The organism is Micromonospora purpureochromogenes (assembly GCF_900091515.1).
GTDB classification, from domain to species: domain Bacteria; phylum Actinomycetota; class Actinomycetes; order Mycobacteriales; family Micromonosporaceae; genus Micromonospora; species Micromonospora purpureochromogenes.
The window spans coordinates 846,884-861,790 of record NZ_LT607410.1; the positions used below are offsets into that span (position 1 = coordinate 846,884).

The following is a 14,907-nucleotide window of genomic DNA, read 5'->3' on the forward strand; positions in this document are numbered from 1 at the left end:
GTCCGCGGCAGTGCCGCCGGCCGTCAGCGGGTGGCGGTGAGCCGGGCGACCAGCTGCGCGAAGCGCGCCCCGGTCGCGGCCCAGGTGAAGCGGGCCGCGTGGGCCAGCGCCGCCTCACCCATCGCCTTGCGCCGCACGTCGTCGGCGAGCAGCTCGCGTACCTGGTCGGTGAACTCGGCCTCGTCGTCGACCAGCAGGCCGGTCTCGGTGTCGACCATCGCCTCGGCGACGCCCCCGGCGTAGCGGAACGCGACCGTCGGGGTGCTCCGGGCGGCGGCCTCGACGATGGTCAGGCCCCAGCCCTCCTTGAGCGACGGGGTGAGCGCCAGCCAGCAGGAGGAGAGCACCTCGTGCTTCTCCTCCTCGCTGATGAAGCCGGTGAACCGGACCCGGTCGGCGACGCCGAGGGAGTCGGCGACCTCCCGCAACGGCTGCTCCCACCAGCCCTGACCGGCCACCACCAGCTCCAGCTCCGGCAGCTCGGCGGCCAGCTCGGCGACCGTGCGCATCGCGATCTCGACCCGCTTGTGCGGCACCAGGCGGCCCAGCACCAGCAGCGACGGGTGGCCGGTGCGGGGCAGCGGCGGGCCGGTCACCGGCGTGGTGCCGTTGGGCACCACGTCGATCCGTTCCGCGTCCACCCCCAGCTCGGCGAGCTCGGCGCGACTGGCCTCGGAGACCGTCACGTAGCGGCAGCGCCGGTAGAGCCGGACCGCCAGCCAGGACTCGATCCACCAGCCCAGCCGGCACATCCACGGGCCGAAGACCACCGGCCACTGCTCCCGGTGCACGTGGTGCACCAGGGCGAGCACCGGGCGGCCGGCGTACAGCGGGGCGAAGAACGGCACGCCGTTGCAGACGTCCACCACCAGGTCGGGCAGGCCGCCGCCGCGCCGGCCCAGCGGGCCCAGCCCGAACCGCCCGGCGAGGTAGGTCAGGGCCGCGCGGGCGTACACCGTGTGGCGGGAGCCGCGGCGCAGCACGCGGACGCCGTCGGGGTTGGTCTCCTCCGGGCCGCCCTGCGAATGGGCGGCGCAGAGCAGCGTCACCCGGTGGCCGGCGGCGACCAGTTCGGCGGCGATCCGCTCGATGTAGACCTCGGAACCGCCGCCCTCCGGGTTGCTGGTGTCGCGCCAGTTCAGGAAGAGCACGTGGCGAGCGGTGGTGCTGCTGGAGGTGTCCACGCTGCTCCTACCGGTCAGTAAGTGGCACGATCGCGCCACCCTAGGGCGGCCCGGGCCGCGTACGCAATGGGTCGGACCGGCAGCGACGATCGGATAACAGCTCGTCGATCGGGGGTTTGCCGGGGACCCGAAACCTTGGCAGGGTGTGTCAGCGCGGCACGACGCGGGGTCGGTGAGCACACCGGCCCGAGCCGTCCGCGACACCCGTGACCTGCGGCAGCGTGCCGGCGGACGGGCGACGACGGGTAGGGGAGGCAGCCGTGGTGGGCGACGTGCCGGCGCGGTTGCTCGCCCGCCGTTCCCCGGTGGTGCTGCTCAGCGCGGCCCTGGTGCTGCTGCTGGTCGGCTGGGCCGGGTACGCCTGGCTGCGCGACGAGCGGGTGACGCCGGAGTGCGCCGAGCGGGTGCGGCTGCGGGTGGCCGCCGCCCCGGTGGTCGCCCCGGCGGTGGACCGGATCGCCCGCGCCTCGGTCGGCCGGCAGCCCTGCGTGTCGATCGCCGTGGAGTCCCGGGAGTCCGACGCCGTCGCCGCCGAGTTGGCCGGTGGCGCCGAGGTGGCCGACGCCTGGCTGCCCGAGTCGACGTTCTGGCTGCGGCGGGCGCGTGCCGCCGGCGCCTTCGAGGTGCCCGGGCAGGGCACGTCGGTGGCGAGCACCCCGGTGGTGCTCGCGGTGACCGAGCCGGTGGCCCGCCGGTCGGGCTGGCCGGCCAAGCCGCTGACCTGGGCGCCGCTGATCGGCCCCCGGGCTCGCGCCGGCACGGTCGGGCTGCCCGACCCGGCCGCCGACCCGGCCGGGGTGGCTGCCCTGCTCGGCGTCCGGGGGCTCGCCGCCGGGGAGCGCGATCCGCGCGCGGTGGTGGCGGCGACGCTGCGCCGGCTCGCCGGCCACACGTTCAGCCCCACCGATACGCCGGCCGCGCTGCCACCGGGCGCCGGGCTGCCCGGCCGCTCCGACGCGGTCGCCACCACCGAACAGGCGGTGCTCGGGCACAACGCGCTGGCCGGGGCCGACAAGCTGGTCGCCGCGTACCCGGAGGTGGCGGTGCCCTCGCTCGACCTGCCGTACGCCGTGCTGCCCGCCGCGCGGGACGCCGTGCGGGACGCCGCCGCCGGCTTCCTCAGCGACCTGCTGACCAGCGCTTCCCGCGAGGTGCTGACCGGGTACGGCTTCCGCACCGCCGCCGGCTACCCGCCGGCCATGCCGCGCGACCGCCGGCTCGACCCGGCGGTCCGTGAACCGGTGGCGCTGCCGGCCGAGGAGACGGTCACCGAGATGCTGACCGGGTGGAGCGGCGTGCAGCGCAGCGCCCGGATCCTCACCATGCTGGACATCTCCGGCTCGATGGCCGCCCGGGTGCCCGGCGGCGGCACCCGGCTCGACGCCACCCTGGGCGCCGCCCGCGAGGGCGCCGGGCTGCTGCTGGACAACAGCGAGCTCGGGATCTGGGTCTTCTCCACCAAGGTCGACGGCGACCGGGACTACCGCGAGATCCTGCCGGTCCGCCCGCTGCGCGCCCAGCGGGCCGCGCTGGCGCAGCGGCTGGCCGAGGTGAAGGTCAAGCCCCAGGGCGGCACCGGCCTGTACGACTCCACCCTCGCGGCGTACCGGGAGGCCCGGCGGCACTGGACCCCGGGACGGATCAACCTGGTGCTGGTGATGACCGACGGGCGAAACGAGGACGCCGAGGGCATCGACCGGAAGAAGTTCTTCGCCGAGCTGGCCGCGATGCAGGACCCGCGCAAGCCGCTGCCGATCCTCTTCATCGGCCTCGGCCCGGACGTCGACCCGGAGGAGCTGAACGCGATCGCCAAGGTCACCGGCGGGCAGGTGTTCCGGACCGACCAGCCGAAGGGGATGCGGCAGATCTTCTTCACCGCCCTGGCCAATCTGAGCTGCCTGCCGCCGGAGTGCCGCCGGTGACCGCGACCCCGGCGCGGCGGGTGCTGGACCGGGTCGTCCGGCCGGTCCGCGAGGCTCCCGCCACCGCGCTCAGCCTGCTGCTGCTCACCGTGCTGGCGTTCGCGCAGCGCCCCGGCCAGGTCACCTTCGACACCAAGCTCGACCTGGCGGCGAACCCGCTGCACTTCATGGCCCGGGCGCTGCACCTGTGGAACCCGGAGGCCACCTCCGGCGAGTTGCAGAACCAGGCGTACGGCTACCTCTTCCCGATGGGGCCGTTCTTCGGCGCCGGGCAGCTGCTCGGCGTGCCGCCGTGGATCACCCAGCGGCTCTGGTGCGCGGTGCTCTTCTGCGCCGCCTTCTACGGCCTGCTGCGGCTGGCCCGCGCGTTCGCCATCGGCACCGAACCGACCCGGTACGCCGCCGCGCTCGGCTACGCGCTGGCGCCCCGGATGCTCACCGAGATCGGCGCGCTCTCCTCGGAGGTCCTCTCCGCGGCGATGCTGCCCTGGGTGCTGCTGCCGCTGGTCCAGGTGAAGCGGATCGGCTCGCCGCGCCGGGCCGCCGCGCTTTCCGCGCTGGCCGTGCTCGGCATGGGCGGGATCAACGCCGCCGTGGTGCTGCTGGCCCTGGTGCTGCCCGGGGTGTGGCTGCTCTCCCGCCGCTGGGACGCCGCCCACCTGCGGCTGGTCGGCTGGTGGTGCTTCTGCATCGTCGGGGTCTGCCTCTGGTGGATCGTGCCGCTGCTGCTGCTCGGCCAGTACAGCCTGCCGTTCCTCGACTACATCGAGTCGTCCACCACGACCACCGCGGTCGCCTCGCTGTTCCAGGCGGTACGCGGCACCAACCAGTGGGTGGCGTACATCGTCCAGGGCGACCCGTGGTGGCCGGCGGGCTGGCTGCTGATCGACCACCCGGCGCTGATGGCGCTCACCGCGGTGGTCGCACTGATCGGCCTGGCGGGCCTGGCCGGCAACCTGCTGCCCGAGCGGCGATTCCTGGTGCTCGGCTTCCTGGCCGGGCTGACCCTGCTCACCATGGGCTACGTCGGCAGCCTGGACAGCCCCCTCTCCGAGCAGGTCCGCGACCTGCTGGACGGCCCGCTGGCGCCGTTCCGCAACGTGCACAAGCTGGAACCGGTGCTGCGGCTGCCGCTGATGCTCGGCTTCGCGCACGGCGTCGACGCCTGGATCACCCGGCTGCACACCGCCGCCCGCCGCCGCCGGCCCGGGCTGCGGCTGCGCCCGGTGGTGTTCGTACCGGTCTTCGCCCTGGTCCTGGGCGCTGCCGCGCCGGCCTGGACCGGGCTGCTGCGCCCCGGCCCCGGCTGGTCCGACCTGCCGCCGCACTGGCGGGCCGCGGCCACCTGGCTCGCCGACCGGGACGCGCTGGCCCGCACGCTGGTGGTGCCCGGCTCCGGCTTCGGCCAGTACGACTGGGGACGCACCGTCGACGAGCCGTTGCAGTCGCTGGCCGGGGCACCCTGGGCGGTGCGCCACCAGATCCCGCTCGGCTCGATCGGCAACATCCGGATGATGGACACCGTCGAGACGGTGCTGGCCGGTGGCCGTGGCTCGGCCGGGCTGGCCGACTTCCTGGCCCGCTCCGGCTTCCGGCACCTGCTGCTGCGCAACGACATCGACCGTACGCAGACCGACGCCCCGCCGGTGGCGGTGCTGCGCCGGGCGCTGGCCGGGTCGCCGGGGATCACCCGGGTGGCCACCTTCGGCAGCACCGACGCGGTCGGCCGGGCCGCCGGCAGCCCGGTCGACGACGACGCCGGCTCACTGCCCGCCGTCGAGGTGTACGAGGTGGACCGCCCGGTGCCGGCCGCCTCGGCGGTGCTCACCGCCGACGTGCCCACCGTCAGCGGCGGCCCCGAGTCGCTGCTGCCCCTGCTGGAGCAGCGTGTGGTGGAGCGGGACCGGCCGGTGGTGCTGGCCGGGGATCGTCCCGACGCCGACGCCGACGCCGACGCCACCGGCGACCGGTGGATCGTCACCGACGGCCTGCGCCGCCGGGAACGGGACATCGGCCGGGTACGGGACAACCTCAGCCAGACCATGACCGCCGCCGAGTCGGGCCGGCAGGGGCGGGTGGCCCTCGACCTGCTGCCCTTCGGTGGCCGCCGGCACCAGACCGTCGCCACGTACCAGGGACTGCGGGACATCAGCGCCTCCACGGCGGCGAGCTTCGTGGACAACCTGGCCCCGGCCGACCCGTCGCACCTGCCGTTCGCCGCCGTCGACGGCGACGCCGGCACCGCCTGGCACTCCGCGGCGCTGGCCGGGCCGGTGGGGCAGTGGCTCCAGCTCGACCTGGACACGCCGCGCGAGGTCCAGCAGGTCTCCCTGGCGTTCGTCGACGACCTCGGGGTCGGCTGGCCGGTGACCCGGTTCCGGGTCAGCACCGACCGGGGTTCGGTCGACCACGACGTCGCCGCCGGGCTCGGCGCGCAGACGTACTACACCCTGCCCGGGGCCACCAGCACCATCCGGATCACCGTGCTGGCGGTGGCCGGCAACCGGCTCGACGGCGGGGTGGGCATCCGGGAACTCACCGTCCCCGACGTCACGCCCCACCGGGCACTGCGCGTGCCGACCGACCTGCCGACGGCCGGCACCGGCCCGGTCTCCTGGTCGTTCAGCCGGGGTGCCGGGGACCGGCCGGCGTGCTTCCCCGCCGACGCGGCCGAGGGCGATTCCCGCGCGGTCCCGGCCGGCTCGGACGGGGTGCCGCCCGGCTCCGACGCGGTACCGGTGGCGCGGTCCACGGCCGGCGTCCGCCCGGTGGGCACCGTCGTGCGCTGCGACCGCTTCCTGGCCCGGGTCGGCGAGGAGCCGCTCGGGGTGGACCGGGTGTTCCGCAGCAGCACGGCGGGCACCTACCAGCTGACGGTCACCGCGGTGGCCCGCTCCGGTGGCGCGGTGACGCTGGCCGGGGCGTCGGTGACCGCCGGCGCCTCGTCGTACCTGGCCGGCGACCCGTCCGTGGCCCCGTACGCGGCGGTCGACGGGGACCCGGGCACCGCCTGGCTGGCCGGCACCGGCGACCTGCGACCCAGCCTCACGCTGCGCTGGCAGGGGCAGCGTCGGATCGACCGGCTCCGGCTTCGCCCGGCCGACCTGCCGATCGGCTCACCGCCCACCCGGGTCGAGGTGCGCGCCGGTGGCCGTACCCAACTGGTGCCGGTCGACGCGGACGGGCTGGTCCGCTTCGCGGCCGTGCGTACCGACCAGGTGGAGATCGTCGTGCGGGAGGCCACCGACCGGGTGGCCGACAAGCGTGGCAACGGCTGGACCGCGACGGCCGGCATCGCCGAGGTGGAGATCCCCGGGCTGGTGATCCGGCCGCTGTCCGCCGGCACCCGGATCTCCGCCCCGTGCGGCACCGGCCCCGCCGTGGAACTCGACGGCTTCCGGTACGACACCGCGGTCACCGGCACCCTCGGCGACGTCGTCGCCGGGCGGCCGATGCCGGTCACCCTCTGCGGGGAGACCGGCGCGGTGGTGGACCTGCCGGCCGGCGGTCACCGGTTGGCCAGCTCCCCGTCGCGCGGCTACATCGTGCAGGACGTGGCCCTGCGGCCGGCCGGCCCGGCCGTCGCCGCACCCCGGCACCGTGACGTGTCGGTGCTGGACTGGGCGCCGACACAGCGCCGGGTCCGGGTCGGCGGTGGGGAGAGCGCTCTGCTGGTCGTACCCGAGAACGCGAACGCCGGATGGACGGCCACCCTGGACGGACGGGCGTTGCCGGCCACCCGGGTCGACGGGTGGCAGCAGGCCTGGGTGCTGCCGGCGGGGGCCGGCGGCGAGGTGCGGCTGGAGTTCGCCCCCGACCGGCCCTACCGGGGCGGCCTGGCGGTGGGCGCGCTGACCGCGCTCGGCGTGCTGGTGCTCGCCGCCTGGCCGGTCCGGCGGCGGCCGGAGGACGCATCCTCGCTGCCCGCCGAGAGCGCGCCCTGGTTCGTCGGGACGCTGCTCGTGGTGCTGCTCGCCGCGCTCGGCGGGGTGCTGCCGGTGGCGATCGTGCTCGCGGCGATGCTGCTGCGCCAGCTCGCCCGCCGGGCGTTGCCGGTGGTGGTCTTCGGCGGCCTGACCGCGGCCACGGTGGTCGCGGTCGCCGGCCGGCTGCGCGGGCACGGCCAGGAGTGGGCGTACGGGACGTGGGTGCAGGCGGCGATGCTGGTGGCGATCGGCGCGGTGGTCGCGGCGGTGGTCCCGGTCCCCGGCACGGTCCCGGCGGCCGACGGCCCCGGGCCGGCGGCCCCGACCGACCCGGCCGCCTCGGGGGCGGCCCCGCCCGATGACCTCGGCGTCTCCGCGACGCCGCAGCCGGACGACGGCGCCGGTGCGTCGCCTGGCGGCCCCGACGCGCCGCAGGCCGACGCGTCCGCCACGCGGCTGAGCGTCCCCGACGCGCCCGACGCGCCGCAGGCCGACGCGCCCGCCACGCGGCTGAGCGGGGCCGACGCGCCCGGTGCGGCGCCGTCCGGCGTGCGCGGTGGGACGGCGGGCGGGCCGGCGACGGGCGATGACGAGGCGGGTGCGACAGTTCCGGCGGACGGTGACCGGCCGACCGCCGGTGAGGACGAGGACGGGACGGTAGTGCGATGACCGTTGAACAGGGACCGGCAGCCCGCCGCCGGTTCGCCACGCTGGGTCGTTCGGTGGCCCTGTTCCGGGCCTTCCTGGTCGAGCAGACCGACCCGGACCGCTTCTACGGCCTGCTGGCCGACGACTCGGTACGCCAGGTCTCCGGCTACACCGGCCTGGCCGGGCGGACGGTGCTCGACGTGGGCGGCGGGCCGGGCTACTTCGCGCAGGCGTTTCGCGCCGCCGGCGCCCGCTACGTGGGCCTCGACCCGGACGTCGGTGACTTCTCGGCGGCCGAGTCCTCGGCCGGGATGCTGCGCGGCAGCGGCACGGCGCTGCCGGTGCGCAGCGGCAGCGTCGACGTCTGCTTCTCGTCGAACGTGCTCGAACACGTCTCGGAGCCGCACCGGATGCTCGACGAGATGGCCCGGGTGACGAAGCCCGGGGGCGTCCTGTTCGTCTCGTTCACCCCGTGGCTCTCCCCGTGGGGCGGGCACGAGACCGCGCCCTGGCACTACCTGGGCGGGCAGCGGGCCCGGCGGCGGTACGAGCGGCGCAACGGGCGCCCGCCGAAGAACCGGTTCGCCGAAACGCTCTTCCCGGTCTCCATCGCCGACGCGCTGCGCTGGGCCCGGGGCAACCCGGAGGTCGAGGTGCTGGACGCGCTGCCGCGCTATCACCCCTGGTGGGGCCGGTGGATCGTCCGGGTTCCCGGGGCGCGGGAGATCGGCTCGTGGAACTTCCTGCTCGTGCTGCGCCGGGCCGGGGAACGGCCGGACGTTGCCGGGGAGGCGGAAAAAGTTGGGCTGACCGGGGGTCGCGTCCAGATGTGACCAGGTAGTAACCTCGCGGCCATCCCACTGATCGACAACGACGAAATTGAGCTCCTCCAGGGAGGAAACATGAAGCACCGCGCCATCGGTGCCGTGCTGTTCGGGGTCGGCGTACTGCTCCTGGCGCTGGCCGCCGGGCTGGTGTTCGTCGTGACCCCCGCACTGACCAAGCTCCCCTACGACCTGAAGGCGGCGACGTCGGTGGCGGAAGCCTCCGGTGCGACGTTCCTGCAGATCAACAACGGGTCCATCAAGATCAACAACGGTGACCTCAGGTCGACCGTGCGGGTCAACCAGCTCAAGGACGAGACCGCGAAGCTGGGCGGCGACCTCGACGGCAAGGCCGTGGTGTGGCAGGTCGGTCAGACCGTGGACCGGGTCGACAACAAGGAGCTGGTCAGCGCGTACGGCGCCAAGCTGGCCATGGACCGGGTCTCCGGCGAGGCGTTGAAGTGGCAGGGCCAGTGGCTCGACGACACCGGCCAGCGTGACAGCGGGGTCGAGTTCGCCGGCCAGATCTACAAGTTCCCCTTCAACACCGAGAAGCGGGACTACAAGATCTTCGACCGGGACATGCGCCAGGTCCGCGACGCCAAGTTCTCCGGTACGGAGAACATCAAGGGCATCGAGACGTACCGGTTCGAGCAGGTGTTCAGCGACGAGCCGCTGAACCTCGACTCGACCCGGCTCACCCCGCTGCTGGCCACCTTCGCGCCGGGCGCCACCGACGGCAAGGTCGTCTACAGCAACCAGCGCACCGTGTGGGTGGACCCGGTCACCGGGTCGTACATCAAGGTGCGCGAGGTGCAGAAGAAGATCCTCACCCCGAACGTCGGCACGCCGACGACGCTGCTGGACGCGGACTTCACGTACAACGACGCGACCATCACCGCCTCGGCGGACCGGGCCAAGGAGAGCCGGAACAGCCTCCAGCTGCTCAGCGTCTACGTCCCGGTGGGCCTGGCCGTGCTGGGTCTGGTGCTGATGATCGGCGGCCTGCTGGTGGCCCGCCGGGGTGCGGTCGCCGCGGCCGGCGAGGCGCGGCACCGCGCGGACCTCCCGCCGCCCCCCGCTCCGGTCGACGCTCCGACCCGGTACGAGGAGCCGGTCGTGGACGAGGAGCGGCCGACCGCCGAGCAGCCCGCGGTGGACCGCGAGGGCGGCCCGCTGAGCGACGAGATCCCGCCCGCGTCGACGAACTGGCGCGCGGACGACGAGGCGACGGTGCCGACCCAGCGGCCGGCGTCGGACGAGCGGGAGAAGCACTGACGCGGTAGCACTCCGAAGAGGGCCGGTCGATTCGTCGACCCGCCCTCTTCGCGTTCGCGTCGTCACACTCGGCACTTGTTACTTAATCGTAACTTGTCGATGGTTTGACTGCGTTGAGTCACCGACGCCGCGCCGGGATGCCCCCTTTGGACGCTTGATCCGATCGTGCGTCCGGAGTTTCGTTCCACGGTGAGTGACGACAGCCGGTCACCGAGTGGTCCACAAGCTACGGGACCGTAGGTGGGGCCTTGTGACGCACGCCTCAGCCGGTGCACCATCATGCGCACGTTCGTTACCCGCCGGTAACAGGTGACACGCCCGGCCCGCAACGCCCCCGTCCCCTCCACCGGCACACCACCCCGAAGAGCACCGCCCCCCATCCAGGAGGAACCCGTGCAGGATCGGATCGACAACCCGGGTCGTACCCGGTGGCGGCGTTTCGCCGCGATGATGGTGCCCGCGGCGGCCGCCGCCGGCGCTGTCCTGTTCGGCATGCAGTCCGGCGCCATCGCGTCCGACATCACCGTATCCGGCCAGACCTTCAAGATCGGTGCTGAGCGCCTGGAGGGCGACGGCTTCAAGCAGTACGGCGGCATCGTCAAGGAGAAGAACGGCAAGGTCCACCCCGTCGCCCTCTCCGAGATCAGCAGCGCCGAGCTGTACAAGCTCTGCCAGTCGGTCCGGGCCGACCTGCCCGGCCTGCCGGTGGTCCTCACCATCAACGCCGGTGACGACAAGCCGGCGACCGCCAAGGACATGCTGATCGCGATGGACAGCCTGGACGGCAACGCGACGTTCACCAACATCAGGATCGGCCGCGACGCCACCGACCTGAACGCGTCGGCGCAGGCCGGCTCGTTCGGCCAGGACGCCCAGCACGTCACCATCACCGGCCTGGAGCAGGTGTCCCGCTACACCACGGCGGCCACCTTCAACCTGACCGGCCTCCGCCTGAAGGTCAACGTCGGGGACGCCGCCAAGGGCAAGGAATGCTTCTGAGCTGAGTCGTGGCCCGCGGCGGGCACGCGCCGCGGGCCACGTCCCGGTCCCTCGTTCCCCCGCTCCGCCAGGAGGAGGAGTACGTGACAACCGCCGATCCGCAACATGTCCGCGCCGGGGGCCTCGGCCGGGCCTGGCGGGGGTTCCGCCGCTGGCGGCGGACCCGGCCGTTCTGGGGCGGCCTGTTCACCGCGCTGGCCGGGGTGGAGATGTTCGCCTCCACCCGGATGACGCTCAACGGCCTGAGCTTCCACTCCGGAGCCACCGGGCTCTACTCGCTGCTGATCCCCGTCATCCTGCTCACCTGCGGGCTGCTGCTCTGGTTCAGCCCGGGGCAACGGCTCTTCTACTCGATCGTCGCCGCGGTCACCACGATCTACTCGCTGATGGGTCTCAACCTCGGCGGCTTCTTCGTCGGCCTGCTGCTCGGCATGGTCGGCAGCGCCCTCGGCTTCGCCTGGACGCCGCTCAGGTCGACCGGCGGCCCCGCCACCGCGGTGGACGCCCCGGGTGACGAGGACCCGGACACCGTCGGGTCCGACGACCCCACGCTGGTGGACGAGTTGCTGCCGGCCGACGTCCCGGCCCTGCCCCACCAGCGCGGCGGCGCGCCGGCGTACGAGCAGGAGCGCCCCGCCCCGGCTCCCGCCGGCTACGACGCCCCGCCGGCCGGGCCCCGCGACCCGCGCTATTTCGCCGTGGCGCTGGTGGTGCTCGGCCTCTCCGCCACCGGGCTGGTCGCCACCCGCCCGTCGCCGGTGCAGGCCGCCCCGGCGGTCCCCGCTCCGGCCGCGACCACCACCTGCCCGTCCGCGCCGGCCGCCACCCCCTCCGCCACCCCCTCCGCCATCCCCGGCCGGAGCGCGCCGTCCGCCACGCCGTCGGCCAGCGCGAGCCCGTCGCCGACCCCCACCCGGGACGGCGGGGTGCTCGGCGACATCCTGCGCGGGATCGGTGACCTCTTCACCGGGGGCGGGCGCGAGGAGCCGAGCGCCAGCCCCTCGGCCAGCCCGACACCGAGCGCGACGGCGGCCGCGCCGACCGTCAAGCCGACCCCCACCGGCCGGACGCCGAGCCGCACCGGCTGCGCGCCGAGCCGGCCGAGTCGGCCCGGCCAGGTCGAGCCCGGCAAGCTGCTGCCGCGGATCGCCCCCGAGCCGGGGCAGCCGAAGGTGGCCCAGCAGCCTTCCAAGCTGACCGGCTCCTCGGTCACCATGAGCTCGTTGCGGTTCGAGGGGATCGTCGACCTGCCGACCGCCAACGGCACGCTCAAGGCGCTGAAGTTCAGCATGAGCAAGGCGGTCACCGACGACTTCAAGCTGGTGGCGGACGGCCCGGCGGGGCGCAACCAGCAGTACGTCACCGACCGGCTCACCGTGCAGGGCGACGTGGCGTTCTACGCCACCCGCTTCGTCGGCCGGCTGCTCGGCATCAAGATCACGCTGACGCCGGACCTGCCGTTCCCCGACGGCATCCCGGTCACCCTGCCGATCTCGGTCACCTTCACCGACCCGGTGATCGACCTGGCGTTCGTCGACTGCCGCACGCTGACCGCCCGGCCGGCGCTGACGCTCAGTCTCCCCTGACCCTCGTCCCACCACCCCTGGTGGCCGGGGGCAGGCCGTCCCGCCCGCCCCCGGCACCGCACCCAGGGCCTGTGTCAAGTCCTGGGCCCGCCGCAGGCCGGCCAGGGGCTTTGAACAGGCCCTAGAGGCGGGCCAGTGCCTTGCGCAGCGGGTCGAGCCCCAGCGAGCCGAGGTCGAGCGCCTGCCGGTGGAACTCCTTCAGGTCGAAGTGGGCGCCCTTGCGGGCCTTCGCCTCCTCGCGGGCCTGCAGCCAGATCCGTTCGCCCACCTTGTACGACGGCGCCTGCCCCGGCCAACCCAGGTAGCGGTTGAGCTCGAAGCGCAGGTTCTCGTCCGGCACCCGGCAGTGCGCCCGCATGAACTCCCAGCCCAGCTCCGGCGTCCAGCGCTCGCCCGGGTGGAAGTCGAACGGGTTGTCCTTCGGGATCTCCAGCTCCAGGTGCATGCCGATGTCGACGATCACGCGGGCCGCCCGCATGGCCTGCCCGTCGAGCATGCCGAGCTTGTCGCCCGGATCCTCCAGGTAGCCCAGGTCGTCCATCAGCCGCTCGGAGTAGAGCGCCCAGCCCTCGCCGTGCCCGGAGACCCAGCAGAGCAACCGCTGCCAGCGGTTGAGCAGCTCGGCCCGGACCGCCGTCTGCGCCACCTGGAGGTGGTGCCCCGGCACGCCCTCGTGGTAGACGGTGGTCACCTCGCGCCAGGTGGAGAAGTCGGTGATGCCCTGCGGCACCGCCCACCACATCCGACCGGGGCGGGAGAAGTCCTCGCTCGGCCCGGTGTAGTAGATCGCCCCGTCGCTGGTCGGCGCCAGGCAGCACTCGATCCGGCGGACCTGCTCCGGGATGTCGAAGTGGGTGCCGTGCAGGTCGCTGATGGCCTTGTCGGCCAGCGCCTGCATCCAGTCCCGGAACGCCTCCTTGCCCTGGATGGTCCGGGCCGGGTCGGCGTCGAGCGCCGCCACCGCCTCGTCGATGGTCGCGCCCGGGCCGACGATCCGCGCGGCCAGCGCCCGCATCTCGGCCTCCAGCCGGGCCAGCTCCGCGAAACCCCAGGCGTACGTCTCGTCGAGGTCGACCTTCGCGCCGAGGAAGTACTGGGAGGCCAGCTCGTACCGCTCCCGGCCGGCGGCCTGCTTGTCCCGCCCCTGCGGCGCCAGCTCGGTGCGGAGGAACTGGCCGAACTCGGCGGTGGCGGCGGTGGCGGACGCGGCGCCCCGGCGCAGGTCGGCGCCGAGGGTGCCGTCCGTGCCGAGCCGCTCCACCAGGCCGTGGAAGAAGTTGTCGCCGTTCGGGTCGGTCCAGACGTCGCACTGCTTGGCCACCTCGACCAGCTGCACCTTCGAGCTGATCTGGCCGGCGGCGGCCGCCTCGCGCAGGGTGGTCTTGTAGCCCTCCAGCGTCGCGGCGAACCGGTTGAGCCGGGTGGCGATGTTGGCCTGGGCGGCCTCGCCCTCGGTCGGCATCAGGTCGAAGACCATGCGGATCTCGTGCAGCCCGCTGGCGATCACGTTGACCTCGCTGGTCACCTCACCCGCGTCGTACCGGGCGAGGTCCAGGCCGAGGCGTTCCTGCATGGCCTCCTTGGCCGTCCGCTCGGTTTCCGTGTCCGGCTCGGTCACGTCGAGGTCGGCGAGGGTGCGCCGGGTCAGCTCGGCCCGGGCCTCGTAGCCGGCCGGGGAGAGGTCGTCGAGTTGGTCGTCGTAGCCGGCGATGCCGACGTAGGTTGCGCCGGTCGGGCTCAGCGGGGCCCAGTCGGCCACGTAGCGGTTCGCGAGGTCATCGATTCGTCCCACGCTGCGACCCTACGTGACCGCTCGGCCCTGATGTCGAGCGTGTTTGGCATGTTCGGGGCAGCAGTCGCGCCGGGTCGACGTCGATCGGGAACGGCGACCGGGCGCGCAGCCGCTGCCCGCCGACCGCCCGCGCGGTGCGCACGTAGCGCCCGGCGCCGTCGAGCCCGAACAGCTCCACCGCCACCCGGCGCGACCGGCCGCCGATCTCCACCCGCATGAAGTACGGCACGCCGCCCTCGGCGCAGCGGCGCCGCTTGTCCGCCCCGTCCGGCGCGGGTCCGCCGGGCCGGACGAACTCCACGGCCAGGGCGCACAGCTCCGCCGGCACCCACCGTTCCTCCTCGTCGGTGGCGGGGAGGGTGTGCAGCACGGTGACGTCCGGCTGGATCCAGCAGGTCGGCGAGAAGACCAGGCTGACCCGGCCGAGCACGTGCCTGCCGGTTGCCTCGGCCGCCGGTACCAGGGCGCTGGCCAGGCTCGCCATCGCGATGCTCTCGGTGGCCGGCGGGAACGGGGTGACCACCAGCCGGCCGTCGACGCACTCGTGCCGGGCGCCGGCCAGCTCACCGACCCGCAGGTGGCGTTCGGCGCGCTGCACCGTCCACCCGCCGTCGATGTCGAGGACCGGCTCCGACCCACCCGCCAGCAGCATCACCCGCGACACCTCCCGGCGGATCAACGACGGCGCGCCGCCGGGGTTCCGTGTCGACCAGGGCGTGTCTCCTGGATCTCGTCGAGACGAGACGAG

The 14,907-nt window shown here is 74.2% G+C and carries 9 protein-coding genes; 6 read left to right on the plus strand and 3 right to left on the minus strand.

All coding sequences use genetic code 11. The annotated features are described in order from the left end of the window. Window positions 1-23: 23 nt before the first annotated feature. Window positions 24-1,184, minus strand: a complete 1,161-nt coding sequence (locus GA0074696_RS03980; RefSeq protein WP_088959833.1) for a glycosyltransferase family 4 protein — start codon at window positions 1,182-1,184, stop codon at window positions 24-26. A 260-nt stretch (window positions 1,185-1,444) separates the two neighbouring features. On the opposite strand from GA0074696_RS03980, the gene GA0074696_RS03985 reads away from it, so the two are divergent. From GA0074696_RS03985 to GA0074696_RS04010, 6 genes are all read left to right on the plus strand, one after another. Continuing rightward, window positions 1,445-3,106 (plus strand): substrate-binding domain-containing protein, encoded by a 1,662-nt coding sequence (locus GA0074696_RS03985; RefSeq protein ID WP_172894158.1) that lies wholly within the window; start codon window positions 1,445-1,447, stop codon window positions 3,104-3,106. Next, window positions 3,103-7,701 carry an alpha-(1->3)-arabinofuranosyltransferase gene (locus GA0074696_RS03990; protein WP_157745801.1) on the plus strand — a complete coding sequence of 1,533 codons (4,599 nt, stop codon included), beginning with the start codon at window positions 3,103-3,105 and terminating at the stop codon, window positions 7,699-7,701. Before GA0074696_RS03985 ends, GA0074696_RS03990 begins: the two co-directional genes overlap by 4 nt. Next, a complete protein-coding gene (locus GA0074696_RS03995) occupies window positions 7,698-8,513 on the plus strand; it encodes a class I SAM-dependent methyltransferase (RefSeq protein WP_157745803.1) in 816 nt (271 codons plus the stop codon). The genes GA0074696_RS03990 and GA0074696_RS03995 overlap by 4 nt, the downstream gene beginning before the upstream one ends. Before the next feature lie 69 nt (window positions 8,514-8,582). Beyond that, window positions 8,583-9,782 carry a DUF3068 domain-containing protein gene (locus GA0074696_RS04000; RefSeq protein ID WP_088959835.1) on the plus strand — a complete coding sequence of 400 codons (1,200 nt, stop codon included), beginning with the start codon at window positions 8,583-8,585 and terminating at the stop codon, window positions 9,780-9,782. 393 nt (window positions 9,783-10,175) lie between these two features. Continuing rightward, entirely contained in the window at window positions 10,176-10,781 is a 606-nt protein-coding gene (locus tag GA0074696_RS04005; RefSeq protein ID WP_088959836.1) for a DUF6230 family protein, read from the plus strand. An 83-nt stretch (window positions 10,782-10,864) separates the two neighbouring features. Then, entirely contained in the window at window positions 10,865-12,367 is a 1,503-nt protein-coding gene (locus tag GA0074696_RS04010) for a DUF6114 domain-containing protein (RefSeq protein WP_157745805.1), read from the plus strand. A 121-nt stretch (window positions 12,368-12,488) separates the two neighbouring features. On the opposite strand, the gene GA0074696_RS04015 is transcribed toward GA0074696_RS04010, so the two are convergent. Next, window positions 12,489-14,159, minus strand: a complete 1,671-nt coding sequence (locus GA0074696_RS04015; RefSeq protein WP_088959838.1) for a DUF885 domain-containing protein — start codon at window positions 14,157-14,159, stop codon at window positions 12,489-12,491. Then, complete coding sequence (locus GA0074696_RS04020; RefSeq protein ID WP_231925397.1) at window positions 14,143-14,811, minus strand: Uma2 family endonuclease; 669 nt, start codon at window positions 14,809-14,811, stop codon at window positions 14,143-14,145. The genes GA0074696_RS04015 and GA0074696_RS04020 overlap by 17 nt, the downstream gene beginning before the upstream one ends. Between the last annotated feature and the right edge of the window lie 96 nt (window positions 14,812-14,907).